The 25,210-nt window shown below is 70.9% G+C and carries 22 protein-coding genes; 11 read left to right on the plus strand and 11 right to left on the minus strand.

Annotation, left to right across the window (positions count from 1 at the left end):
* Window positions 1–1,437, plus strand: coding sequence for an SLC13 family permease (locus ACBJ32_RS31245; protein ID WP_375129755.1), 1,437 nt, complete (start codon window positions 1–3; stop codon window positions 1,435–1,437).
* A 22-nt stretch (window positions 1,438–1,459) separates the two neighbouring features.
* Here ACBJ32_RS31245 and ACBJ32_RS31250 read toward each other — a convergent pair whose 3' ends face one another.
* On the minus strand, window positions 1,460–1,870 hold the full coding sequence (locus ACBJ32_RS31250) for a hypothetical protein (RefSeq protein WP_375129756.1): 411 nt from the start codon (window positions 1,868–1,870) through the stop codon (window positions 1,460–1,462).
* 263 nt (window positions 1,871–2,133) lie between these two features.
* Here ACBJ32_RS31250 and ACBJ32_RS31255 point away from each other — a divergent pair, with 263 nt between their 5' ends.
* The 6 genes from ACBJ32_RS31255 to ACBJ32_RS31280 all read left to right on the plus strand — a co-directional run bounded on the left by ACBJ32_RS31255 (window position 2,134) and on the right by ACBJ32_RS31280 (window position 8,354).
* Entirely contained in the window at window positions 2,134–4,605 is a 2,472-nt protein-coding gene (locus tag ACBJ32_RS31255) for an NPCBM/NEW2 domain-containing protein (RefSeq protein ID WP_375129757.1), read from the plus strand.
* Window positions 4,606–4,685: 80 nt separating this feature from the next.
* On the plus strand, window positions 4,686–5,348 hold the full coding sequence (locus tag ACBJ32_RS31260; RefSeq protein WP_375129758.1) for an NBR1-Ig-like domain-containing protein: 663 nt from the start codon (window positions 4,686–4,688) through the stop codon (window positions 5,346–5,348).
* 114 nt (window positions 5,349–5,462) lie between these two features.
* On the plus strand, window positions 5,463–5,666 hold the full coding sequence (locus ACBJ32_RS31265; RefSeq protein ID WP_375129759.1) for a hypothetical protein: 204 nt from the start codon (window positions 5,463–5,465) through the stop codon (window positions 5,664–5,666).
* 11 nt (window positions 5,667–5,677) lie between these two features.
* Window positions 5,678–6,223: a GtrA family protein gene (locus tag ACBJ32_RS31270; RefSeq protein WP_375129760.1), complete on the plus strand. Its 546-nt coding sequence runs from the start codon at window positions 5,678–5,680 to the stop codon at window positions 6,221–6,223.
* Window positions 6,224–6,521: 298 nt separating this feature from the next.
* The gene (locus ACBJ32_RS31275) at window positions 6,522–7,736 is read left to right on the plus strand and encodes a hypothetical protein (protein WP_375129761.1); all 1,215 of its coding nucleotides are present in this window, start codon (window positions 6,522–6,524) and stop codon (window positions 7,734–7,736) included.
* Between the two features lie 96 nt (window positions 7,737–7,832).
* Window positions 7,833–8,354 carry a snapalysin family zinc-dependent metalloprotease gene (locus ACBJ32_RS31280; RefSeq protein WP_375129762.1) on the plus strand — a complete coding sequence of 174 codons (522 nt, stop codon included), beginning with the start codon at window positions 7,833–7,835 and terminating at the stop codon, window positions 8,352–8,354.
* 52 nt (window positions 8,355–8,406) lie between these two features.
* Here the strand turns inward: ACBJ32_RS31280 and ACBJ32_RS31285 are convergent, their stop codons facing one another.
* Window positions 8,407–10,860, minus strand: a complete 2,454-nt coding sequence (locus tag ACBJ32_RS31285) for a glycoside hydrolase family 3 N-terminal domain-containing protein (protein ID WP_375129763.1) — start codon at window positions 10,858–10,860, stop codon at window positions 8,407–8,409.
* A gap of 252 nt (window positions 10,861–11,112) precedes the next feature.
* Here ACBJ32_RS31285 and ACBJ32_RS31290 point away from each other — a divergent pair, with 252 nt between their 5' ends.
* Window positions 11,113–12,111 (plus strand): polysaccharide lyase family 1 protein, encoded by a 999-nt coding sequence (locus tag ACBJ32_RS31290; protein WP_375129764.1) that lies wholly within the window; start codon window positions 11,113–11,115, stop codon window positions 12,109–12,111.
* An 89-nt stretch (window positions 12,112–12,200) separates the two neighbouring features.
* On the opposite strand, the gene ACBJ32_RS31295 is transcribed toward ACBJ32_RS31290, so the two are convergent.
* Complete coding sequence (locus ACBJ32_RS31295) at window positions 12,201–12,800, minus strand: TetR/AcrR family transcriptional regulator (RefSeq protein ID WP_375129765.1); 600 nt, start codon at window positions 12,798–12,800, stop codon at window positions 12,201–12,203.
* A gap of 82 nt (window positions 12,801–12,882) precedes the next feature.
* On the opposite strand from ACBJ32_RS31295, the gene ACBJ32_RS31300 reads away from it, so the two are divergent.
* The 3 genes from ACBJ32_RS31300 (at window position 12,883) to ACBJ32_RS31310 (ending at window position 15,233) form a co-directional block, all read left to right on the plus strand.
* Window positions 12,883–13,908: a saccharopine dehydrogenase NADP-binding domain-containing protein gene (locus ACBJ32_RS31300; protein WP_375129766.1), complete on the plus strand. Its 1,026-nt coding sequence runs from the start codon at window positions 12,883–12,885 to the stop codon at window positions 13,906–13,908.
* Window positions 13,905–14,747 (plus strand): NAD(P)H-binding protein, encoded by an 843-nt coding sequence (locus ACBJ32_RS31305; protein ID WP_375129767.1) that lies wholly within the window; start codon window positions 13,905–13,907, stop codon window positions 14,745–14,747. Before ACBJ32_RS31300 ends, ACBJ32_RS31305 begins: the two co-directional genes overlap by 4 nt.
* 72 nt (window positions 14,748–14,819) lie before the next feature.
* On the plus strand, window positions 14,820–15,233 hold the full coding sequence (locus tag ACBJ32_RS31310) for a peptidase inhibitor family I36 protein (RefSeq protein WP_375129768.1): 414 nt from the start codon (window positions 14,820–14,822) through the stop codon (window positions 15,231–15,233).
* 58 nt (window positions 15,234–15,291) lie between these two features.
* On the opposite strand, the gene ACBJ32_RS31315 is transcribed toward ACBJ32_RS31310, so the two are convergent.
* The 8 genes from ACBJ32_RS31315 to ACBJ32_RS31350 all read right to left on the minus strand — a co-directional run bounded on the left by ACBJ32_RS31315 (window position 15,292) and on the right by ACBJ32_RS31350 (window position 25,160).
* Window positions 15,292–17,004, minus strand: coding sequence for an ABC transporter family substrate-binding protein (locus ACBJ32_RS31315; RefSeq protein WP_375129769.1), 1,713 nt, complete (start codon window positions 17,002–17,004; stop codon window positions 15,292–15,294).
* Complete coding sequence (locus ACBJ32_RS31320; RefSeq protein ID WP_375129770.1) at window positions 17,001–19,073, minus strand: dipeptide ABC transporter ATP-binding protein; 2,073 nt, start codon at window positions 19,071–19,073, stop codon at window positions 17,001–17,003. Before ACBJ32_RS31320 ends, ACBJ32_RS31315 begins: the two co-directional genes overlap by 4 nt.
* Window positions 19,070–19,912: an ABC transporter permease gene (locus ACBJ32_RS31325; RefSeq protein WP_375129771.1), complete on the minus strand. Its 843-nt coding sequence runs from the start codon at window positions 19,910–19,912 to the stop codon at window positions 19,070–19,072. Before ACBJ32_RS31325 ends, ACBJ32_RS31320 begins: the two co-directional genes overlap by 4 nt.
* Before the next feature lies 1 nt (window position 19,913).
* Entirely contained in the window at window positions 19,914–20,891 is a 978-nt protein-coding gene (locus tag ACBJ32_RS31330; RefSeq protein ID WP_357879772.1) for an ABC transporter permease, read from the minus strand.
* 364 nt (window positions 20,892–21,255) lie between these two features.
* On the minus strand, window positions 21,256–22,542 hold the full coding sequence (locus ACBJ32_RS31335) for a four-carbon acid sugar kinase family protein (RefSeq protein ID WP_375129772.1): 1,287 nt from the start codon (window positions 22,540–22,542) through the stop codon (window positions 21,256–21,258).
* A complete protein-coding gene (locus tag ACBJ32_RS31340; RefSeq protein ID WP_375129773.1) occupies window positions 22,539–23,816 on the minus strand; it encodes a RuBisCO large subunit C-terminal-like domain-containing protein in 1,278 nt (425 codons plus the stop codon). The genes ACBJ32_RS31335 and ACBJ32_RS31340 overlap by 4 nt, the downstream gene beginning before the upstream one ends.
* Complete coding sequence (locus ACBJ32_RS31345; protein WP_375129774.1) at window positions 23,809–24,462, minus strand: aspartate/glutamate racemase family protein; 654 nt, start codon at window positions 24,460–24,462, stop codon at window positions 23,809–23,811. The genes ACBJ32_RS31340 and ACBJ32_RS31345 overlap by 8 nt, the downstream gene beginning before the upstream one ends.
* A complete protein-coding gene (locus ACBJ32_RS31350) occupies window positions 24,459–25,160 on the minus strand; it encodes a FadR/GntR family transcriptional regulator (protein ID WP_375129775.1) in 702 nt (233 codons plus the stop codon). Before ACBJ32_RS31350 ends, ACBJ32_RS31345 begins: the two co-directional genes overlap by 4 nt.
* Between the last annotated feature and the right edge of the window lie 50 nt (window positions 25,161–25,210).

Genomic DNA, 25,210 nt, shown 5'->3' on the forward strand with positions numbered 1-25,210 from the left:
GTGTCCGCAGAGCTCCTGTCCATTCTCGCCCTCATCGCCATGTTCGTCGTGGCCACGATCTTCCCCGTGAACCTCGGGGCGCTGGCCCTCGTCGGCGCCTTCCTGGTCGGCACGCTGGCCGCCGGCATGGAGACCGACGCCATCCTGGACGCGTTCCCCGGCAGCCTGTTCGTGATCCTGGTCGGGGTGACGCTGCTGTTCGCGATCGCCACCAACAACGGGACCGTGGACTGGCTCGTGCGTGCCGCGGTGCATCTCGTACGGGGGCGGCTGGCGGCGATCCCGCTGGTCGTCTTCGTCATCTCGGCGCTGCTGACGGCCGTGGGCGCGCCCGCGCCGGCCGTGGCGGCGATCCTGGCGCCGATCGCGTTCGGGTTCGCGGCCGACTACCGGATCCATCCGATGCTGATCGGGCTCATGGTGGCGCACGGGACGCAGGCGGGCGCGTTCTCGCCGATCAGCGTGCTGGGCGGCATCGTGAACGGCGTCACCCGCGAGGCGAACCTGCCCGGGAACAACCTGGTGCTGTTCCTGTCGAGCTTCGCCTTCAACGCCGCCGCGGCCGTGGCCGTCTTCTTCGTCTTCGGCGGCCGTCACCTCGTGGGCCGCGACGCCCTGAGCCCGGCCACGCCCGACGGCACCCTCGGCACCGCCACGACCGGCAACGGCAGGACCGGGGAGAGCACCGGCGGCGACGGCACGCCACCCGAAGAGCCCGCGCCCACCCCGGCCCCCGCCGCGACCGCGACCGCCACACGAGGCAGCACCGCGACCGATGGCGGGAGCGAGGTCGCGACGGAGGCGCCCTCCGGCACCGCGACCGGCGGCAGCCTGCGGCTCACCCCGCACCAGGCCCTCACGCTGACCGGCATCCTCGCGCTCTGCCTGGCCGTCCTCGCCCTCAAGCTGGACGTCGGCCTGACCGCCGTCACCGTGGCCGTCGTCCTCATGCTCACCTCGCCGAGGTCCAACAAGGGCGCCGTGGAGAAGGTGGCCTGGCCGACCGTGCTGCTGATCTGCGGCGTCGTCACGTACGTGGGCGTCCTGCAGGAGATCGGCACCGTGGACCACGTCGGCTCGGCGGTGGCCGCGATCGGCATCCCGCTGCTGGTGGCGCTGCTCATCTGCTACGTGGGCGGCGTGGTGTCGGCCTTCGCCTCGACCGTGGGCATCCTGGGCGCGCTGGTGCCGCTCGCCGTGCCGCTGCTGTCGCAGGGCACGCTGGGCCCGATCGCGATGATCGCGGCACTGTCGGTGTCGTCGGCGATCGTGGACGTCAGCCCGTTCTCGACGACGGGGGCGCTGCTGGTGGCCAACGTCAGGGGCATGCAGCGTGACGACTTCTACCGCAGGCTGCTGGCCTACGGCGGCGTGATCGTCCTGGTGGGCCCGCTGGCGGCCTGGGCCGTCCTGGTCGTCCCCGGCTGGCTCGGCTAGCTCACGCCGGACCGGAGCGACGTCACCGCTCGTTGATGTGCATGTCCTGGCCCGCCTGGTAGATCCGGCTCTGGCCGCCGGCCTTGGCCTCCATCACGATGGAGCCGACGCGGGCCTGCCCGGCCGGGGCCGGCCGCAGCACCTCGTCCAGCACCCGCTGGATCTCCACGGCGATCGCCGGGTCCTCGCGCAGCAGCGCCTGCAGCCTGAGCTGCCAGGGCCCGGCCAGCGCCCGCTCGGTGTCCTCGTCGCCGTCCGCGCGGGCCTCCAGCACCTGGCCGCGGACGATCTCCAGCTCCGCTCCGACCGCCTCGGCCTCCGCGGGGCGGGCCCGCCGCCAGAGTGACACCGCGCTGTCGCGCGCGGCCTGCCAGCCGTCGGTGGCCATGGCGGCCACCAGGGCCTTGCCTGCCGCCACAACGATCCGGTCCATGCGAGCCTCCCTCGAACGCCTGCCTGCGTTCACCGTAGAACGCGAACGGCCCCACCGCGAGGCAGGAGGGCCGGGCGGCCCGCCGCTTAACCGATTCATAGCGTACGGCCTCGTGACCCACGGCGATCCGCCCAGCTCGTGCCCATCGAAATGGTTCGACAACGCCGCAAGCGCCTAATGAACCAGTTAATCCACATATTGACGCCTGTCACCCGCGTCTATAGCGTCCACAGTCGCTGACCGCATGTCACCCCTGGAGGCGCATGATGCGGAATCGGGGACGGCCCGTCGCGGCCCTCGTCTTGTCCCTGGCGCTCGTCTGGTCGTTCCTGACCCCACCCGCCGCCCACGCGGCACCCCCGCCCCCGACCCCGGCGCTGGCGGCCACGCCGCCCATGGGCTTCAACAACTGGAACGCGTTCGGCTGCGACGTCGACGAGACGCTGATCAAGGAGACGGCCGACGTCCTCGTCTCCAGCGGGCTCAAGGACGCCGGCTACCAGTACGTCAACATCGACGACTGCTGGTCCCTGCGGGAGCGCGGCCCGGACGGCAGGCTGGTGCCGGACCCGGCGAAGTTCCCGAACGGCATCGAGGGCGTGGCCGACTACGTCCACGACAAGGGGCTCAAGCTCGGCATCTACGGCGACGCCGGCACCAAGACCTGCGCCGGCTACCCCGGCAGCCTCGGCCACGAGGAGCTCGACGCGCGGACCTGGGCGGACTGGGGCGTCGACTACCTGAAGTACGACAACTGCAACAACCAGTCGGACGGGTCGCAGGAGGACTACGTCCGGCGCTACACCGCCATGCGCCAGGCGCTCGACAAGACCGGGCGGGCGATCGTCTACTCGATCTGCGAGTGGGGCACCTCGCAGCCGTGGACGTGGGCGAAGGGCATCGGCCACCTGTGGCGTACGACGGGTGACATCAGCGACAACTGGGCCGCCCTGCGCTCGATCATCCGGCAGAACGCGCCGCTCGCCCCGTACGCCGGGCCCGGCCACTGGAACGACCCCGACATGCTGGAGATCGGCAACGGCGGGATGACGGCCATCGAGTACCGCACCCACATGAGCATGTGGGCCATGATGGCCGCCCCGCTGATCATCGGCACCGACCTGCGCACGGCCTCCGCCGAGACGCTGTCGATCCTCGGCAACAGGGAGCTCATCGCCATCGACCAGGACCGGCTCGGCGTGCAGGGCGCGGTCGTCTCGGACGAGAACGGCCTCATGGTGCTGGACAAGCCCCTCGCGAACGGCGACCGGGCCATCGCCCTGTACAACTCCACCGACGCGCTGGCCACGGTCAACGTCGCGACGGGCGAGACCGGGTTGCGGCCCGCGGGGGCGTACCGGCTGACGGACGTCTGGACCGGCGCCACGACCCAGGTTCGCTCCACGATCTCGGCGGCCGTGCCGGCGCACGGCACCGTGGTCTACCGCGTACGGCCGCTGCGCGACCCCGCCACCGTGGCCCCGGCGGTCGCGGTCGGCGCCGGACTCGGCACCCTCGTACCCGGCCCCACCGGCGGAGACCCGCTGACGACGACGGTGACCAACCGCGGTGTCGGCACGATCCGCGACCTGTCCGTGGCGGCGGACGTGCCGGAGGGCTGGACGGCCACCCCGGCCACCCCCGCGCGCCGCGCCCGGCTGGCCACGGACGCCACGCTGGAGACCGCCTGGCGGATCGGCGTCCCGGCGGACACTCCCGCGGGCAGCTACCCGATCGACGTCACCGCCTCCTACCGGTGGGGCCCCCGGCAACGCTCCGCCGCCACCTCCAGCCAGATCATCGCCGTGGTCGTGACCGCCCCCGAGGACGGCCGGCGGCACCTGAGCACGATCTCCCCCGTCACCTCGGTCAACGCCGCCGGCCCCGTGGAGGCCGACCAGAGCAACGGCGGGCCCCTGGAGAACGACGGCAACCTCATCACCATCGGCGGCCGGGTCCACACCCGCGGCCTGGGCACCACGACCGGCAGCGAGCTGCGCTACTACCTCGGCGGCCGGTGCTCGCGGCTCGTCACCGACGTGGGCATCGACGACGAGGCGGCGGGCGGCCCCGCCACGTTCACCGTGTACGCCGACGACGCCACCGCCGCCACCAGCGGCCCGGTCGCCGCCGGCGAGGCGCCGAAGACCCTCACCGCCGACCTGACCGGCGCGGCGTGGCTGCGCCTGGTGGCGGAGTCCGCGACGGCCGGCACCCACGCCGACTGGGCGGCACCCGTACTGACCTGCGGCGACGTCGCGGACGACAGCCCGGTCCTGCCGGAGTCGCAGACCCTGTTCTCCTTCGAGTCCGGCACCGAGGGCTTCACCATCGCCAACCCGGGCGACGGCGGCACCGTGGCGCAGTCACCCCTCTTCCACACCGAGGGCGCGAACGGCCTCAAGGTGTCCACCCCGATCGCCGGCAACTGGTTCGGCAGGCCGCTGGCCACGCCGCTCGACCTGTCCGGCGCGACGATGATCGAGTTCGACCTCAAGGCCGGGGACGTCGGCAGCGTCGGCGAGATCGCCGTCCAGGTCGGCGAGGAGCTCTCCTGGTGCCAGGGCGGCCTGTGGACCTGGACGAACCCGCACTCCAGCAAGACCGTCACCGAGCGGTTCGACCAGCTCAGCTGCCCCGCCGGCGTCACCCTCGACCGGAGCGACATCCGCGCGGTGTGGGTGTTCCTCAACACCGGGGGCGAGGTGTTCATCGACAACATCAGGGCCGAATGAAGCGGCTTCGGTAACCTCCATGGGTCTTGACGCCGTGCGGCGGGGGGCCGCACGGCGCGGCCGACCGGAGCAGAGGTGGGATGACGCAGTCCTCCCTCGCCGCGGCGGCCCGGGGCAGCACGCTGCCGAGCTGGGAGACGACCTGGGAGCTCGTCCGCGTGCTGGCCGTCGAGCGGCTGGGCCGGGATGCGGGCGAGGTCAGGCGCGAGTGGCGGGCGTACTGGGAGGAGGCCGCGATGGGCGGCCCGGCCACCAGCCGCGAGGACGCTCGCGTGCCCGGCACCCCCCGCGCCGAGAACCCACCGCCGCCACCGTCCGAGGACGAGCATCCCTCACCCGAAGCCAGCCACCCCTCGCCCGATGGTGGCCGTTCCCGTCGCGGCAGGCGGGACGCCGTCCTCGTCGGCTGGGTCCTCCCGCACGTCGTGGACGACGCGGAGAGCGAGCCCGCCGCCCGGCCCACCCCACCGATCACCCCGTACGACGACTCGGTCTTCGAGAAGGACGTGACCTACCCGGACGGCACCGTCGTGCAGTCGGGCACGTCCTTCGGCAAGACCTGGCGCATCCGCAACACGGGCAACCTCCCCTGGCAGGACCGCTACCTCACCCGCATGAACGACACCCCGTGCGAGGCGCCCAAGCGGGTCGCGATGGGCCCGGTCCTCCCGGGCGAGTCGGTCGACATCACGGTACGCGTCCGCGCCTCCGACTCCCCCGGCCGCTGCAAGATTGGAAGATGACCGACGAGCACGGCACCCCCCTCCTGGCCGCCAAGAAGCCCATCTTCTTGGACGTCAACGTGGCCTGAGCCATGCGACCCCACGCCCACGGACGCCTCGCCCCGGCAGCACGGCGTGGACCTGATCGCCGAACCCGACCTTTCCGGTTACAGGTGGAAGGACGAGCACGCCAGACGGCTGGGGCTGATCGACGACCGGGTGCATCGCCGCGTGGCCGAGGCCCGCCAGGAGGTCGTCGGCCTGATCGAAACCCGCCGCGGCGCCGGCTCGCGACCGAGCCGTTTCCGCGAACCTTGTCACCAGGCGTTCGACCGGTGAGAAGATCGGGGGTGCTCCGAATTGCGAACGCGGTACTCGCGCGAATACCGGAACCGCTGCGCGCCCTCGCGCTCAAGCATCGTGAACTGCTGAAGTTCGCGGTGGTGGGTGGAACCACGTTCTTGGTGGACAACACGGTGTTCTATGGGCTGAAGCTCACCGTTCTGGAACCGAAGCCGGTGACCGCGAAGATCATCGCGGTGCTCGTGGCGACGATCGTGTCCTACGTGCTGAACCGCGAGTGGTCGTTCCGGACCAGGGGCGGCCGCGAGCGCCGTCACGAGGCGGCGCTGTTCTTCCTGGTCAGTGGCGTCGGTCTGGTGCTCAGCTCCGCGCCGCTGTGGATCTCCCGGTACGTGTTCGGCCTGGAGACCCCGGAGGTGAGCCTGGTGACCCAGGAGATCGCCGACTTCCTGAGCGCGCAGATCATCGGCACGCTGATCGCCATGGTCTTCCGCTTCTGGGCGTTCCGGAAGTGGGTCTTCCCCGACGAGACGGCCCGCCCCGGCAGCGTGCGACTGGCTCCCGTCCCCGATTCCAGGGACGAGGCGGCTTGACGGCAGCCGATCCAGAAGCCGTTCCGGCGGTTGGACTGCCGCATGCCGCGGCCGCGCCCCACCGGTCCGGCCCCGCGGATGACCGCCGGACAGATGGCCGGGGCCGGGCGGCCGGCGGAGTCAGGGGCGTTGTCATGTAAGTTTCACGGCTTGTTGACTGCTGATTTGAACGTTGCAATACTCCCCACGGTTCAGCCGCCGCATCCACCTCACCGTCCCTGTATCGGCCCAGTTCAGAGGCATGACGGGCGATGAATCGATTCAGTCTCTCCGGATCCCCGACCCCCAGGAGCGGAGCATGCGAAGCAGCAGCAAGCCCAGAACCTTAGGCCTAGCGGCCGGGCTCACCGCGATGGCGCTCATGGCGGCCCCGCTGTCCGCCCCGGCCGGCGCCACGGCACAGAGCGGCTCCACGGCACAGAGCGGCTCCACGGCACAGAGCAGCGCCGCGACGTCCGCGCTCGCGTGCGGCGACGGCTCGTACAACGCGGAGGCGGTGCTCAGCGGCAGCACCTGGACCGCGCGCAACGGCAGCCGGACCGTCTACACCGGCAGCAGCATGTTGTCGGCCATGCAGGCCGCCGTGGGCAGCCTCACCGCCGGCCGCACGTCGAAGCAGCGGGTCGTGGTCCGCGGCTCGGGCTCGATGAGCGCCGGCTCGCGGCTCTCCCTGCCGAGCTACACGGTGCTGGACGTCTGCGGCACCGTGAACGTGACCGGCTCCGGCTCCGGCGACCAGGCCGTCGTGTACGCCAGAGGCGTGACGGACGTCGAGGTGCAGCACCTGAACGTCACCGGCGCCCCGCTCTACGGCATCTTCGTGCGCAACGGCGTCAACGTCACGCTCGGCCAGATCGACATGCGCCTGTCCAGCGGCCTGGGCATCCGCGTCGACAACCACGGCGACCGCAGCGTACGCACCAGGAACGTGCGCATCGACAACGTCTACGTCTCCGGCACCAGCACCCACGGCGTGGAGACGTACGGCGTGGACGGCCTGACCGTCGGCACCGTCACGGCGCGCAACACCGGCCACTCCGGCCTGCTGCTGAACGACACCATCAACGCCACGGTGACCAGGGTCGACGCCCAGGGCGCCGGCACCGGCACCGGCTACGCCGCCTTCCGCATGGCCAACAGGAACGGCCGGATCGGCAGCGGCTACCCCACCAACATCCGCGTCGGCCAGGTCATCGCGCGAGGCGGCGGGCGCGGCGTCTTCTGCGTCTCGGAGAGCGGCGGGGCGGTCATCGACCGGGTGGACATCGCGCAGACCGGCAACAACGCCATCCTCATCGAGAACTGCCACAACGTGAACATCGCCGCCCAGGGCGGCACGGTGACGGGCCCCGGCGACATCCGGCTCGCGGCCCGCTCGGAGTTCCCCAACACCTCCGACATCGTCATCCAGAACCTGACGGTGACGAACTCCGCCATCACCGAGAACCCGTGCGGCGTCAACACGACCTTCAGGAACAACACGCTGGTCAACAGCCGCCAGACCATCTGCTGAGTGGCCATATCACGGCGATAGGGGCAATTTGCTACGTCTCCGGGACCAGGGGGTGCGCATACCGTCACAACACCCCCAACTCCTGGAGGAGGCTCCGTGTCAAGACCTCTCCGCATCATGCTCTCCGTCGTCCTGAGCCTGGCGTTCCTGCTGGTCACCGCACCCGCTCAGGCCACCGCCCTGGTCACGGTGCTCAGGTACGACGCCAGCCGGGCCGCCGAGTTCAGCGCCACGATCGACCAGGCGGCCCAGGTCTGGAACTCCAACGTGGTGAACGTCCGGCTCGTCCGCGGCACGCCCGCCCACTTCGTCGTGTACGCCGACAACGGCTGGCCCCGGGCCCTGCCCGCCAGCCTCGGGCGGGGCACGATCTGGATGGGCCGGCAGGCCGTCAACCAGGGCTACTACCCGCTGCGGATCGCCACCCACGAGATCGGGCACATCCTCGGCCTGCCGGACCGGCGCACCGGGCGCTGCTCCGATCTGATGTCGGGGTCGAGCGCGCCCGTGAGCTGCACGAACGCGACGCCCAGCGCCGCCGAGCGAGCCGAGGTTGACCGGAACTTCGCCGGTGGCACGCCGCTGGTGGAGTTCGGGCGGCTGTACGAGGAACGGTAAGGGACCGGCCGGGCCGGTGGTGCGGCGAGCGCACCACCGGCCCGGGCGGCGCTCAGGCGCAGGTGTAGCCGGACGGCAGGGAGGTGTCGCCGTTCGGACGGGTGCCCTGGAAGCCGAACGACGTGCCGGCGCCCGGCCCCAGCGTGCCGTTGTGGCCCACGTCGCGGACCGTGACGGTCTGGCCGGACGAGGTGAACGTGCCGTTCCAGCCGCCGCTGATCGCGTGGCCGGGCGGCAGGGTGAAGGTGACGGTCCAGCCGTTGCGGGGCGTCGTACCGGTGTTGGTCACCGTGACCTGGATGACGTACCCGGTGCCCCACTGGCTCTGCGTGGACGGGGTCGCCGTGCATCCACCGCCCGTGCCGCCCGTGGTGGTCAGCGTGACCGTGCCCGAGCGGGGCGAGCGGTTGCCGGCCGCGTCCTCGGCGTAGACGGCGAACGTGTAGGAGGTGTTCGCGGTCAGGCCGGTGAGCGAGGCGGAGGCGGTGGTCGAGGTGGTCGTCACCGTCTCGGCCGTGCCCTGTAAGCGGACCACGTCGTAGCCGGTCACGCCCACGTCGTCGGTGGAGGCCGGCCAGGTGAGGGTGGCCGAGGAGGAGGTGACGGTGGAGGCGACGGGCGTGCCCGGCGCGGTGGGCGGGCTGGTGTCGTCCTCGCCGGAGGGCTCGTACGTCAGGCCGTACCCCTGCGCGAACAGCGGCGTCTTGCCGTCCCCCGCGTTGATCGGCTGCTGGGAGGCGCTGCTCATCCACGTCATCGGCAGCTTGCCCGCCGGCTGTGCGGCGCCGAACAGCACGTCGGCCACGCCCTGCCCCTCGGTGCCCGGCAGCCAGGCGGCCACCAGCGCGTTCCAGCCTGAGAGCTGGGAGGCGATGTCGAGGGGACGGCCGGAGACGAGCACCACGACGACCGGGACGCCGGAGGCGCGCAGGGTGGCGATGGTGTTCAGGTCGGCGGTGTCCAGGCCGAGGCCGCCGGGGCGGTCGCCCTGGGTCTCGGCGTACGGGGTCTCGCCGACGACGGCGATGGCGGCCCGGTAGCTGCCGTCGATGCCGCTGCCGTCGCGGCTGTAGGTGACGGTGGTGCCGGAGCCCACGGTGTTCCTGATGCCCTGCAGGATGGTGGTGCCGGTCGTGATGTTGCCCGACGAGCCCTGCCAGGAGATCGTCCAGCCGCCGCTCTGGTTGCCGATGTCGTCCGCGCTCTTGCCGGCCACGAAGATCTTGCCGCCGGTCCTGGCGAGCGGCAGCACGCCGCCCGCGTTCTTCAGCACGACCTGCGACTTGGCGACCGCCTCGCGGGCCAGCGCCCGGTGCGCCGCGCTGCCCACGGTGGAGGTGTACGACCGGTCCGTGAGCGGCTTCTCGAACAGCCCGAGCTCGAACTTCTTGGTCAGGACGCGGCGCACGGCGTCGTCCACGCGCGCCGTGGTGACCCGCCCGGCCTGCACCTCGGCGCGCAGCAGGTCGATGAAGCGCCGCCACTCGACGGGCACCATGACCATGTCGATGCCGGCGTTCACGGCGGTGCGCACGTCCTGCGCCGAGGTGCCGGGAGCGCCGTCGATCTGGTCGATGCCGTTCCAGTCGGAGACCACGAGCCCGTCGAAGCCCAGCTCGCCCTTGAGCACCGTGGTGATCAGGTACTGGTGCCCGTGCAGCTTGGCGCCGTTCCAGCTGCTGAAGGAGATCATCACCGAGCCGACCCCGCGCTCCACGGCCGCCTCGAACGGCGGCAGGTGGATCGCCCGCAGGTCGGCCTCGGAGAGCTGGGTGTCGCCCTGGTCGGTGCCGCCCGTGGTGCCGCCGTCGCCGAGGTAGTGCTTGGCGGTGGCCAGCACGGAGGCGGGGCCGTTGAGCGCGCTGCCCTGCAGGCCGGTGATGATGGACGCCATCGAGGAGGGCAGGTCGGGGGTCTCGCCGAACGACTCGTACGTGCGACCCCACCGGTCGTTGCGGGCCACGCACAGGCAGGGCGCGAAGTTCCAGTCGATGCCGGTGCCGGACACCTCCTCGGCCACGGCCCGGCCGATCCGCTCGGCGAGGGCGGGGTCGCGGGTGGCGCCGAGGCCGATGTTGTGCGGGAAGATCGTGGCGCCGTGCACGTTGTTGTGCCCGTGCACGGCGTCCACGCCGTAGATCATGGGGATGCCGAGGGGCGTGGCCAGGGCGGCGTTCTGGTACCTGTCGTACATGTCGGCCCAGCCCGTCGCCGTGTTCGGGGAGGGAGCGGAGCCGCCGCCCGACAGCACCGAGCCGAGCCGGTACGTGGTGACGTCCGCCTCGCTGACCGAGCCGCGCTCGGCCTGGGTCATCTGGCCGAGCTTCTCGTCCAGCGACATCCGGGACAGGAGGTCGGCGACCCGGGTGGGCACGGGGAGGGTGGGATCCTGGTAGGGGAAGGCCGCCGGCGCCGCGGCGGCCGCGGGCGGCGCCGTCACCAGGCTCGCGGCGACGAGCACCAGCGCGGCGGCCCTGCTCGTCCATCTTCTGCTCGGGTTGCTCATGGCACGCTGCTCCGCGCTCGGCTCGAGGGATGATTTGGGAGCGCTCCCAAAGGCACTCTAGGTCACATCTGCCGAGTTTCCCGGGCCTGCGGCCCTCGGCGCCCCGGCGGTCCCCGAGCACCAGGGAAAACGGGTCGCGATCCGGTGAAAGTTTCATCGCCGCTTTACCGCCTGTGAAGGGGTGCCGATAATGCAGTCAGGAAAGCGCTTTCCGAACCGACCGACGTCCACCGGAGATCAGCGGAGAGCACCATGCCCTTGACCGCGTCACGCCCCTCGCCCTGGGCGGCCGTCCTCGCGGCCGTCCTCATCCTGCAACCCGCCGCCGCTCAAGCCCACACTGAAGCCCGCACGGCAGCCCGCACGGCGGCCGACGCGCCCACCGGGTTCGCCGCCGTCAACGCGCTCGGCCAGAACGGCACCACGGGCGGCGCCGGCGGCAGGACCGTCACCGCGACGAACGCCGACCAGTTCCTGGAGTACATCGACAGCCTCGAACCCCTGGTCATCCAGGTCTCGGGCACCATCGCGATCACCAGCAAGCAGGGGGTCCGCCCGAACAAGACCATCGTGGGCGTCGGCACCTCGGGCCACATCACCGGCGGCGGCCTGGACTTCTACCGGTCGTACAACGTGATCGTGCGCAACCTCCGCTTCACCAACGCCGAGGACGACGCGGTCAACATCGGCCAGAACTCCCACCACATCTGGATCGACCACAACACCTTCTCCGGCGCGGTGGACGGCTCGGTGGACGTCGTACGGGGCGCCGACTACGTCACCGTCTCCTGGAACCACTTCGACCACTCCGACAAGTCGATGCTGATCAGCCACTCCGACGGCGCGGGCGGCACCGACATCGGCCACCTCAAGGTGACGATCCACCACAACTTCTTCGACAACAGCAGGCAGCGGCACCCGCGCATCCGCTTCGGCGAGCCGGTGCACATCTACAACAACTACTTCCTCGGCAACGAGCTGTACGGGGTGGCCTCGACCGAGAACGCCGGGGCCGTGGTCGAGGGCAACTACTTCGAGAACGTGCCGCACCCGCTCTACTCGGCCAGCGGCTACGCCGACAGCGGCCCCGGCAGGGCGGTGCAGCGCAACAACATCTTCGTCAACTCCGGCACCCCCGAGGTGGCGGGCACCGTGACCGAGCCCCGCACGTACTACTCCTACACGGTCGACGCACCTCAGACCGTCCCCTCAGCGGTCCGTGCGGGCGCGGGCGTCGGCAAGATCGGATAGGTGCGGCAAGCGGCCAGCATGTGATCAGCCCGCTGGAGCCGCCCCGGTCACCGGCCTGAACGCCCGCCCGTCGTCGCCGATGGGCGGGCTCAGCGTGGTGGCGTGACCAGCGCCGACAGCAGGCGGTCGGCCTCCGCGGCGATGCCCGGCAGGTCGGCCGCCGGCTCCTTCGATCTGGCCAGCAGCATGCCGCCCTCGCACAGCGCGCCGAAGACGAGCTGGGCGCGGGCGTCCAGGTCGCCGTCCGGCGCCAGCCCGGCGGCCACGGCCAGGTGCAGCCCGTCGCGCAGGATGCGCAGCATGTGGTCGTGCTCGATCTCGCGTACGGTCTCCCACCCGAGCACCGCCGGCGCGTCGAGCAGCACGATCTGCCGGAACCCGGGGTCCAGGCAGTGCTCCAGGAAGGTCCGGCAGCCACGCCGCAGCGCCGCCCACACGTCGTGCTCCTCGGCGGCGATGCCCAGCAGCTTGGCGTCCACCGTCTCCAGTTCGGCCACGAAGGCCGCGCGGAACAGCTCCGCCTTGCCGCCGAAGTGGTGGTAAGCGGCTCCCTTGGTCACCCCGGCCGCGGCGGTGATGGCGTCGATCGAGGTCAGCGCGTATCCGGTAGCTCCGAACCGCTCCCGCGCGGCGTCCACCAGCCGCCTGGTGGTCTCGTCCGAGCGCTCTGCCTGGGTACGGCGAATCATCGTGCTCCCATTGACTTACATACTCGCGGTACGTAACTTCGAACATAGTTACGTACTCCGAGTATCCCAATGAGGACCACTCATGTCACCACCGCACATCGCCGTCTACGGCGCGACAGGACACACCGGCCGCCTGGTGGCGGCCGACCTGCACAACCGGGGTGTGGAGATCATCCTGGCCGGCCGCGACGGCAACGCGCTCAAGACCATGTCCGAGGAGCTGAGCGGGGCCCTCGTGCACGAGGCCGCGCTCGACGAGCCCGCCGCGCTGCGCGATCTCGCGGGCTCGGCGGACGTGCTGATCCACTGCGCGGGCCCGTTCACCGACACGGGCAGGGCACTGGCCACGGCCGCCGCGCGAGCCGGCTGTCACTACGTGGACCACGCCCTGGAGCAGCACCACACGAAGTGGATGTTCGACACGATGCAGGGGCCCGCGCGCGAGGCGGGCATCACCATGGTCACGGCCATGAGCTTCTACGGCGGGCTGGGCGACCTGCTCGCCGGGGCCGCGTCCGCCGGCATGACGGGGATCGACCGGGTGATCACCGCCTACTCGGTGACCGGCTGGCGCCTGACCACGGGGGCCAGGAAGACCGCCGAGCTGCTGTTCGCCGACACCCGGCGGATCACCTACACCGGCGGCGCCGAGCACGTCGGCTACGTCGAGCCGCGCAACGCCGTCTTCCCGTTCCCGCCGCCGCTGGGGCCGCGCACGATGATCGCGCCCGTGCCGTTCCCCGAGGTCGTCACGGTGCCCAGGCACGTCGCGGCGCGCCAGGTCGAGGCGCAGCTCACTGCGCACACGTTCGAGGAGGAGCAGGCGTTCACCAGCGAGCACGTGGACGCGGCCACCAGAGCGGGCTCGCACTTCACGGTCGCCACGCAGGTGATCGCGGAGGGCGGCAGCCGGGCCGGCCAGGCGCGCGGGCAGGACCTGTGGCGGATGAGCGCGCTGGCCTCGGTCGAGGCCGCCGTCCGGCTGGCGGGCGGCCGGGGCCCGGGCCCCGGCGTCTTCGGCCCGGCCGAGGCGTTCCCCGCCGAGCCGTTCCTGCGCGATCTGGAACGGCTCGGCCTGTTCAGGCTCACCCTTCAGGAGGAGAGATGATTCTGGTCACCGGTGCGGCCGGCGGGCGGCAGGGCGCGACCGGGCGCCGCGTCGCGGAGCTGCTGCTGGAGCGCGGCGAGAAGGTGCGGGCCTTCGTGCACTCCGACGACGATCGGGCCGCCGAGCTGCGCAAGCTCGGCGCGGAGGTGGTGGTGGGCGACCTGCGCGAGATCTCCGCGGTCCGCCCCGCCATGCGCGGGATCACGCGGGCGTTCTTCACCTATCCGGTGACGGCGGGCCTGATGGACGCGACCGCCGCGTTCGCCGCCGCCGCCAGGCAGGAGGGGGTGGAACGCGTCGTCGAGGTGTCGCAGCTCGACGCCCAGCCCGAGGCCGGCACGCCGCGGATGCGCCGGCACTGGCTGTCGGAGCAGGTCTTCGACTGGGCCGGGGTGGGCGCGGTGCACCTGCGGGCGGCGGTGTTCTTCGAGAACCTGGCCGTCGTCGCGGCCGCCGCCGGCCGGCTGGCGCTGCCGCTGGGCCCGCCCTCCACGCGGATCCCGCTGGTCGCGGCCGCCGACGTGGCCGCGGTGGGGGCTGGGCTGCTGCTGGATCCGGCTCCGGCCGATCCGGTGTGCCTGCTGACCGGGCAGATGGCCACCGCGGGGGAGGCGGCGCGGGCACTGGGCGTCGAGTACGTGGACCTGCCGCCCGAGGAGTGGGAGGCGGGCGCGATGGACGTGTACGGGGATCCGTACGCGGTCGAGCACCTCACGCACCTGTGGGCGATCTTCCGCGCCATCGGCACCGGCGACCACCCGCTCTACCGCGTCACCGACACCATCGAGCGCCATGGCGGCCGGCCTCCCATGACGCTGCGGGAGTTCGCCGCGAGCTGAGTCAACCCCTTTCCTGACAAGATCGCGCCATGTATGTTCAGGCGGAAGGAAAGTTTCACCCATGGAGGAAGAGTGGGCAAGAAGCTTCACATGCTGGCGCTCCCGCTGGCCGCCGCCGCCCTGACCGCCCTGGCGGCCCCGGCTCAGGCCGCCGAGGGGTACGACCGGTGCCAGGACGGCTACTACTGCATGTTCTCCGGCCTCGACGGCACCGGGGACATCATCCAGATCAAGACCGACACCCCCGACCTGGCAGCGCTGGGCATGGCCGACCGCGCCAAGTCCGACTGGAACCGTACCGACTCCTGGATCCACCTGTTCTCCGAGGCCGGCTACGACGGCTGCTCGGCGGTGACCATGCCGCGCGACAAGGGCAACTTCTACATCGACTTCCGCGACTTCTTCGACTCCGTCCGCTTCGACGGCGCCAACGGCCCGTCCTGCTTCACCACCTTCAAGGGCTCGGTGTCCGACTCGCACGGCTGATCCAGGAACGACGAAACCCCCGGCCGGAGGGCCGGGGGTTTCGGTCAGGCAGCGGGGATCAGCCGGTGAAGCCGACCGCCGTCCAGTCGTAGAAGGAGTAACCCTTGGCGCCGAGGTTGGCCAGGGTCTTCTTGGCCGCCTGGATGTCCGGGCGCTGGTACAGCGGGATCGTGTGCACCATGTCCCAGACGAGCTTGTCGGCGGCGTTCGCCTTCTCGATCGCCTTGACCGGGTCCATCTCGCTCACGGCGTCCTCGATGGCGGCGTCCACGGCCGGGTCGCTCGCCTTCGGGAAGTTGCTCTCGGAGCCGGTCTTGTAGATCTGCTGCAGGCTGCTGATCGGCTGCGGGTCACCGATCCAGGAGAACGGCACCAGGTCGAAGTCGCCCTTGATGATGTAGTCGTTGAAGAACTTGTCATCGGGCACCGGCCGGATCGTCACCTTGATCCCGGCCTCCTTGAGCATGGCCTGGGTGAGCTCGCCCTCGGTCTTGGCGTACGGCAGGCCCGACGGGACGACGAAGCTCAGCGCGAACTCCTTGCCGTCCTTCTTGCGGTACTCGCCCTCCTGCTTCCAGCCGGCCGCGTCGAGGAGCTGCTTGGCCTTGTCCAGGTTGTACTTGCCGAGGTCGCCGGAGTTGTCGACGTACCCCTTGTGGTTGTTCATGAAGACGTGGTTGCCGAGCGTCTGCAGCGGCCACTCCATGTCCTTCAGGTCCGACTGCGTGATCACGTCACGGTTGATCGCGTACTGCACGGCCTGCCGGACCGACTTGTCCTTCAGGAAGTCGCTCTGGTTGTTGACCGTGATGTGCCGCCAGTTGGGGCTGAGCGCCTTGCGGATGTCCACGTTCGGGACTTCCTTGGCCCGCTTGAGGTCGGCCGGGCTGCCCGGCGGGATCTCCACCATGTCGAGCTCGCCGTTGGCGAAGGCGTTGACCTGCGCGGCGGGCGTCTCGATGGCACGGAAGATGACCTTGTCGAGCTTGGCCTTCTTGCCCCACCACTTGTCGTCACGCACGAGCGTGAGCGTCTTGGTGCCCTCGTCGATGCTCTCGACCTTGAAGGGCCCGGAGGTCACCGGGATCTTCTGCAGGTAGTCCTTGTCGAAGGCGTCCGGCTCCGTGATGTGCTTGGCCGGCATCAGGTGCGGCGAGCGGGACAGCATGCTGTTCCACTCGGGGTACGGCTTCTTGAAGGTGAGGATGGCCACCTTGTCGGTGTCACCCTTGGTGACCGACTCGACCTGGTCCCAGCCCTCGGTGGAGGCCGGCTTGAACTTCTTGTTCTCGCCGTTCTGGGACTTCCACTGGGCCTCGATGTCCTTCCACGTGATCGGCGTGCCGTCGGACCACACGGCCTTGTCGTTCAGCGTGTAGGTGACGACCTGCTTACCCGACGACTGGTCGTTCTTGATGTCGGTCAGGTAGTCCGGGTTCGGGGTGAAGGTCGCTTCCTGGTCGGACCTCATCAGGATCGGCAGGACCGGGTCGAGCATGTCCGCCGTGTCCCGCTGGTTGCCGTCCACGTGGATGGGGTTCCACTGGCTCGGCCACTGGCCGATGGTGAGGGTGAGGGTGCCACCGTCCTTGACCTGCTCGTAGGGGACGGGGTTGATGCTGATGGCCGGGGTCTCCGCCATCTGCTGCTGCGCCTGCTGGGACTGCTGCGCGTTCGGCTGGCTGTTGTTGGAGCCGCCGCCTCCGCCGCAGGCCGCAGCGGCCAGGGCGAGGACCGCCAGCCCAGCGGCCGCACGGTAACGAACCTTCACTCTTCCTCCTGATTGTCCGAGGCCGTGATGACCTCGATCTCCTCCGCGTAATGGCAGGCGGCGCCGTGGTCGACGCGGTTCGCCAGCCGGGCAACCGAGGGCTCCTCGTCCACGCACCGCCGCCGCTCCGCCTCGCTGAGCCGGGCGAACTTGGGGCAGCGAGTACGGAAACGGCACCCCGACGGCGGATCCGCCGGGCTCGGCAGATCGCCTTCGAGCAGGATCCGCTTGCGGGTGCGCTCCATCTCGGGGTCGGGCAGTGGGATCGCCGACAGCAACGCCTGCGTGTAGGGGTGCGCCGGGCGGTCGTAGACGTTCTCGACCGTCCCGATCTCGGCGATCCTGCCCAGGTACATGACGGCCACGCGGTCGGCCAGATGCCGCACCACGGCCAGGTCGTGGGCCACGAACAGGTACGACAGTCCGAGCCTGTTCTTCAGCTCCTCCAGCAGGTTGATCACGCCTGCCTGGATGGAGACGTCGAGCGCGGAGACCGGCTCGTCCAGCACCAGCACCTTCGGCTCCAGGGCCAGCGCGCGGGCGATGCCGATGCGCTGCCGCTGGCCGCCGGAGAACTGCTGCGGGTACCGTTCGGCGTGCTCGGCGGCCAGCCCGACGAGCTGGAGCAGCTCGGCGACCTTGGCCCGCACGTCGCCCGTCTTGCCGTGCGCGCGCAGCGGCTCGGCGATGATGTCGCCGATCGGCATGCGCGGGTCGAGCGCGGCCATCGGGTCCTGGAAGACGATCTGCAGGTCACCGCGCAGCGCCTTGCGAGCGGCCTTGTCCAGCTTGGCGCTGTCCTTGCCGAGCACCACCACCCGGCCGCCCTGCGGCGGCTCGAGCTGCATGATCTGCTGCAGCGTGGTGGTCTTGCCGCATCCCGACTCGCCGACCAGGGCCAGCGTCTCGCCCTCGGCGATGTCGAAGCTGATGCCGTCCACCGCGAACACGGTGCCGACGCGGCGCTTGAAGACCGCGCCCTTCATCAGCGGGTAGTGCCGCTTCATGTCGTCGAGCTCCAGCACGGTGGCGCGCTCGGCGCGCGGCACGCGTACCACGTCGCTCGGCGGGATCACCGGCACCGGGAACACGTCGGCGCCGCTCAGGCCCTTGTGCTCGATCTCGTGCGCGCGGATGCACGCGACGTGACGCCCGCCGCCGAATGGCGTCAGTGGCGGCTCCTCGTCGTCGCACATGTCCACCTTCATCGGGCAGCGCGGCGCGAACGGGCAGCCGGGCGGCAGCGAGGCGGGCGAGGGCGGGTTGCCCTCGATGGGCACGAGCGGCCCCTCCTCGCCGTCGATCCTGGGGATCGAGGCGAGCAGCCCCATCGTGTACGGCATGCGCGGCCGGTAGTAGATGTCGTCCACGGGCCCCTGCTCGACCGGGCGGCCCGCGTACATGACGAGCACCCGGTCGGCCATGCCGGCGATGACGCCCAGGTCATGGGTGATCATCACGATGCCGGCGCCCGTCTCCCGCTGCGCGGTCTTGAGCACCTCCAGGACCTGCGCCTGGATGGTGACGTCGAGCGCGGTGGTCGGCTCGTCGCAGATCAGCAGGTCGGGGTCGTTGGCGACGGCCATGGCGATCATCGCGCGCTGCCGCATGCCGCCGGAGAACTCGTGCGGGAACGCCTTGGCCCGCAGGTGCGGGTTCGGGATGCCGACGAGGTCGAGCAGCTCGACGGCGCGCCTGGCCGCCTTGTCCTTGCCCAGCTTCTGGTGGATGCGGACGGCCTCGGCGACCTGCTCGCCGATCGTGTAGACGGGCGTGAAGGCCGACAGCGGATCCTGGAAGATCATGCTGATGGCCTTGCCGCGCACCTTGACCAGGTCGTCTTCCTTCATGCCGAGCAGCTCTTGGCCGTGCAGCCTGACCGAGCCGCTGACCTGGGCGTTGCGCGGCAGCAGCCCCATGACGGCGAGCGAGGTGACGGACTTGCCCGAGCCGGACTCGCCCACGATGCCGAGCACCTCGCCGCGCTCGACCTCGTAGCTGACGCCGCGCACGGCCTGGATGCCGCCGGGGAAGGTGACGGTGAGGTCCCTGACCTCCAAGATGCTCACGAGTTGCTCCCCGGGTCGAGTGCGTCACGCAGGCCGTCGCCGATCAGGTTGACGCTGAGCACCAGCGCGACCAGGAGACCGGCGGGGAAGGCGAACAGCCACGGGTAGCCGGTGGCGTTGCGGGAGCCCTCCGCGATCAGCGTGCCGAGCGAGACGTCCGGCGGCTGGATGCCGAAGCCGAAGAAGGACAGCGCCGCCTCGCCGATGATCGCGCCGCTGACGTTGAGCGTGGCGTCGATGATCAGCAAGGAGGACAGGTTGGGCACGATGTGCCGGAAGATGATCTTCCAGCGCGGGATGCCCATGTAGACCGCGGCCAGCACGTACTCCCGCTCGCGCAGCGACAGCGTCATGCTGCGGACCACCCGGGAGGTGATCATCCAGGAGAACGCGGCCAGCAGCGCCACGAACCACAACCACGACGCGCCTTCCCTGAGCTGCGGCGAGACGATGGCGATGATGAGGAAGCTCGGCAGGACGAGCAGCAGGTCGACGCCCCACATGAGCACCTTGTCGATCCAGCCGCCGAAGTAGCCGGCGAAGGCGCCCACGATCGCGGCCAGGCCGGTGGAGATCAGCGCCACCAGCAGGCCGATGACGATCGACTTCTGCATGCCGCGCAGCGTCACCGCGTACATGTCGGCGCCGATCGAGGTGGTGCCCCACCAGTGGTCGGGGCTGGGGCCGGACATGAAGGCCATGAAGTCCTTCTCGGTCCAGTCGTACGGGCCGAAGTAGGGGCCGAGGTAGGCCAGCGCCACCAGCAGGATCAGCGCGATGAACCCGTAACGGGCCTGCTTGTTGGCCAGCAGGCGCTTGAAGACGACTTTCGATCGCATCTCAGCTCACCCGCACCCGAGGATCGAGGGCCGCCACCAGCAGGTCCGACAGGAACGACGCGGCCAGCACGCACACGGCGGCGAAGAACGTCACGGCGGCGACGGAGTTGACGTCGTTCTGGTTGATCGAGTCGACCAGCCAGGCGCCCATGCCGTGCCAGGCGAAGATCTTCTCGGTGAACGTGGCGCCGGTGAACATCGTCCCGAACGCGAACGCGAAGTACGTGGCCGACGGGATCAGCGCGGTCCGCAGCGCGTGCTTGATCAGCGCCTTCCTGCGCGGCAGGCCCTTGGCGATCGCGGTCCGCACGAAGTCCTGGTTCAGCACGTCGAGCATCATGTTGCGCTGGATCCGGCTGTAGAAGGCGATGGAGCCGAGGCTGAGCGAGATCGTCGGCAGGATGAGGTGGTTCAGCCGGTTGAGGAACTGGTCCCAGCCCGACAGCTGCGGGTTGTACTCGCCGGTGTACTCGATCAGCGTGAACCCGAGCCCTCTGTTCAGGTTGTACGTGCCGATCGCCAGCAGGGTGGCGAGCACGAACACGGGGATCGCCATGATCACGAAGGAGGAGACACCTATTAACCGGTCACTGAGCTTGTACTGCTTCACCGCCGAGAACGCCCCCAGCGCCACGCCCACGGCGAAGCCGAGGAGCGTGCCGATGAGCAGGAGCCGGGCGCTGACCATGATCCGCCGGCCCATCTCGCCGTTGACGGAGCCGCCGTTCCAGGTCCTGCCGAAGTCTCCGGTGACGACACCCTTGGCCCAGGTCGCGTAGCGCTGGAGCACGGGGGTCTTGTCGTTCAGGTTGTAGGCATCAAGTGTGGCGTCGATGACCGCCTCGGCCACCGGGGGCTGGCGCCCCTCGTACGCGCCGCGCGGGCTCATGGTGGAGGCCGCGAGGATGTACGCCAGACTGGCCGCGATGGCGACCAAGATCACATTTATTGCCAACCTGCGGAGCAGGTACTTGCCCATCACTCTCCGTTCGCGCTGACCGGGGGCCCAACCTTCCTGACGGAGAGGCGCCCCCCGCAACGAAAACCCATCTCGCATCGTGAAATGTCAACGCGATGTCGAGATGGCGATCAGGGCGCAGAATATAAGTAAAAATATAACAGCCAGAAACGGCGATATATAACGGTAAGGTCACCTACAATAGATCGACAAGGCGTCCCAGGTGCCCAAATGTCGCACTCGACCTGCGGAAATGCCGCTTACCGATGACCTCGTGAGATCACCTCATAAGCCCTTGTGTCACAGAATCCGGACATTAATTGCCGTCCGGACAAAGCCTCCATATCATATTCGCTTGGGAGAGCTGTACGCGGGGCGGATGATCTCAGCGCCCCCGCGCCGGGCGCGGCCCGGATCCCGAGGCGGCGCTCAGGAAGAAGTCCTCGCCGCCCACCTGGCCGCCCTTGAGTGCCACCTCCAGCCCGTCGCAGGCGGGGTCGTCCGATGCCAGCACGCACACCGGGCCGCCGACCGCCAGCGTGCCGACCACGTCCAGGGCGCGGGCCCCGAGCGCGGCGACGACCTGGCCGGAGGTGTCGCCGCCCGCCACCACCAGCCGCCGCACCAGCCCGGCCCGGACCGCCGCGGCGGCCACCCGGCCGAGCGACTCGCCGACGCCCGCGGGGTCGCGGGACGGCCCGCGCGTCGACTGCACGATGGTGTGACGGCCCTCGCGCAGGCTCGCCTCGGCGTGCGCGATCGCGTCGAGCCCGTCGGCGGCGTCCAGCACCGTCCATCCGGCCCGCTCGGCCGCGTCGATCTGCCGGGCGGTGACCGGCGACCGGCTCCCGGACACCACCAGCACCGGCCCGGCCGCGCCGAGCGTCGCGCCGCCGCGTGCCGGGCGGCCGGAGGTCAGGGCGGCGGCCAAGGAGTAGCTCAGGCCCCCCGATCCGACGCAGTACAGCGCTCCCCCACCGGCCTCCGGCACGCCCCCAGGGTGCGCCGCGCCCTCGCCCAGGTGCGGCGCCCGCCTGCCGGCGGCGGTGAGGAGGAGGCGGCCGAACGCGACAAGGTGGGCCTCCGTCATGGCGTCGGCGACGACGGCCGCGTCCGACCGCCTGGCCGCGTACTCCTCCTGCGACGCCCCCGCCGGCAGCCACCCCGTACGGCCCGCCCCCTGCTCGGCCAGCCGCACCCGCAGGTCGGCCTCGGTCGCCGGGGTGACCGGGTGGTCGCGGGTCGGCGGGTAGCGGTCGAGCCTGACCACCTCCTCCCCCGCCCGCACGAAGTGGTTGGCGAACCACGTGTAACGCCCGAACTCCGGCTGCGCGGCCAGCACCGGCACCGCGCCGCGAGCCAGCCCCTCGCGGTGCAGGGCCGCGATGACCGCTCCGATGCTGCCGTGGCCGGGCGAGGAGTCGAACGTCGAGCAGACCTTGTACTGGACGGCCAGCGGCCCGAGCGCCGCCACGGCCCGCAGGGCAGGCAGTGCCGACGCCACCGGGTCGGCCGACGCCCGCGCGGTGGTGGCGATGCCGATGACGTCGTCCCGGTCGTGCAGGTGGGTGACGTCCGTGACGAGCGACCCGCTCAGCCCGAACCGCCGGAACTGCCACAGCGCGTCCGTCGCGCCGGTGAAGTCGTCGGCCACGAAGGCGACGAGCGTCACGACGGCACCGCCCCACCGAAGTGCTCCAGCGCCCTGGCCAGCTCCGGCGAGTCCACCTCGGACAGCGGCACGCCCGCGACCGTCGCCGCCCAGGCCTGCCGGATGCTCGTGATCCCGGCCGCCGGCCCGGCCGGGTGGCCGAGCACGCCGCCGCCGGCCAGCACCAGCAGGTCGTCCGTCCCCGTCCGCTCCAGCGTGACCGGCGCGGTCCCCGCCCACTGCGCCGACGACAGCACCGGCAGGCAGGGGAAGCCGCCGAGCAGCGGCGTGCGCACGGCGGCGACCATCGCCGCCACGTCGTCGTCCGTGACGTAGAACTTGCTGTGGAACCCCCCGCAGTGCAGGTGGTCGATCCCCGTGAGCCGGGCCAGCTTCTGGTACGCCAGGTGCCCGATTCCCAGCCCCGCGTGCCTGGCCAGCGCCCCGATGCCGGTGACGTGCGCGTGGATGGGCACCCTGGCGTGCCGGCGCAGCATGGCCACGGCGGGGAAGCCGACGACGTTGAGGTTGACCATGACGCAGGTCCCGCCGGCGGCCACGACCAGGTCGTGGTTGCGCACCATGCGGTCGGGCTCGTCGCTGATGTTGAAGGCGTACATCGGCCGCCGCCCCGTACGCCGTTCCACCTCGTCGAGCGCGCCCGTCACGGCCCTGATGCGCTGCGGCAGGGGCGCGGGCGGGCAGTCGGCGTTCACCTCGTCGTCCTTGATGAAGTCGGCCCCGGCCAGCCCGAGCTCCAGCACCAGGTCCACGTAGTCGGACGGGCGCAGGCCGACGTTGGGCTTGACGATCGTGCCGATCAGCACCCCGGACGACCGCCCGACGAGCCGCCGGGTGCCCGCCACGGCGAACCCCGCCGGCAGGTACGCCTGCCCGAACGCGGCAGGCAGCTCCAGGTCCACCAGCTTGAGCCCCGCCAGCTCGCGCAGCTCGTAGAGGTTGCCCGCGACCACGGGGAAGAGGTTGGTCAGGGACGGCCCGGTGTTGTCCAGCGGGAAGCCGATGCGGACGAGGGCGGCGTGCAGCGGTTTGTCGCCGCGCGCGCCCGGCAGGGCCTCGGTGATCGGTGCGGGGATCTCGGTCATGTCGAGCACGACCGCGCTGTGCCGGGCGCGCAGCTCGTCGGTCTCGCCGGCGACGCTGACGAACGTGCCGGTGCTCTGCTCGCCCGCGATCGCGCTCACGGCCTGCTCCAGGGGAAGGCGGGTCACCACCTGGTACGTGGCCACGGTCAGCTCACGGCCGGAGTCCTGGTTCACCGCCGGCTCACGCATGCAGCTCCTTCGCCAGGTGCTCCATGGCCAGCGGCGGGCTGGCCAGGACCGGGACGGGCACCGGGACCGTCCCGGCCACCCGCGCCATCGACGCCTGGGCCAGCACGACCACGTCCACCTGCCCGCCCAGCTCGCTCAGCGCCTCGGCCACGCGGGCGTCGTGGGTGGCGGCGTCGCCGCTCATCAGCGCCTCGAACGCGCCCTCGCACAGCCGGGCCTCCAGCGAGATCCCGGCCCCGGCCGCGAGGGCGCGCCGCCGTACGAGGTCGGCGGTGGGTTCCAGGGTGGTGGACAGGGTGGCGAGCACGCCGATGCGGCGGCCGAGCGCGACCGCGCGGTCGGCCATCGGCCGGTCCACGCGGAGCACCGGCACGCCGGTCAGCGGCTCGGACGCCTCCACGGCCGGGCCGATCGAGGAGCAGGTGACGAGGATGTGGGAGGCGCCGGCGGCCTCCGCCGAGCCGATGTGGCCGGCGACGCGGCGGGCCGTCTCGGGGGTGAGGCGGCCGGCGGCGATGGTGTTCTTGATCAGGCTGTCGTCGACGATGTTGAACGTCTCGACGCCGGGCAGGTGTCTCGCGCACAGCTCGGCGAACACCGGCACCAGCGTGGCCGAGGTGTGGACGAGTCCGAGTGTTGCCGTCAAGGCCGCTCCATCCGGGGGTGGGTGAACAGGTCGTGCCAGACCTGGAAGTGGTCGTCGCTGGCCTGCCCGGCGGCGTCCGCGTCGCCGGCGAGCAGCGCCTCGTACAGGGGCCGGTGGGCGGCCACCGACACCTCCTTGTCGCGGGGGTGGGTCTTGAGCCGGTCGCGGCGCTGGCGTACGGCGCGGAAGAGCACGCCGGTCATCGCGTCGGCGAAGAAGGTGAGCGCGGGGTTGCCGGTGGCGTGCAGCAGCGCCTGGTGGAAGGCGAAGTCGGCGTGGTCGATGTCCTCGGCGCCGGCGGCGGCCTCCATGTCGGCCAGGGCCTTGCCGACGTGGGCGATGGCGACCGGGTCGCCCCTGCGCGCGGCCTCCCTGGCGGCCTGGCGTTCGAGCGCGACGCGTACGGAGTGCAGGGACTCGATGGTCAGGTGGCTGGACGACAGGGCGAGGTCGAGCGCGGTCTCCAGCCCCTGGGGGTCGAGCCGCTGGACGTACGTGCCGGAGCCCTGGCGCCTGCTCAGCACGCCGAAGGCGTCGAGCAGCCGCAGGCGGTCGCGCAGCGCGGTGCGGCTGACGCCGAGGCGTTCGGCCAGCTCCCGCTCGGGCGGCAGCCTGGCGCCCTCGCCGAGCTCCCTGATCAGCCCGGACAGGGCGGCGGAGACGGGATCGACGGTGATCACCCCAATTGGTCGTACCATTTACCCGAATGGTACGACCAAAGTGCTCCAATGTCACTTCATCAGATGAA

It is taken from the genome of Nonomuraea sp. GTA35, assembly GCF_041950525.1.
GTDB lineage: Bacteria > Actinomycetota > Actinomycetes > Streptosporangiales > Streptosporangiaceae > Nonomuraea.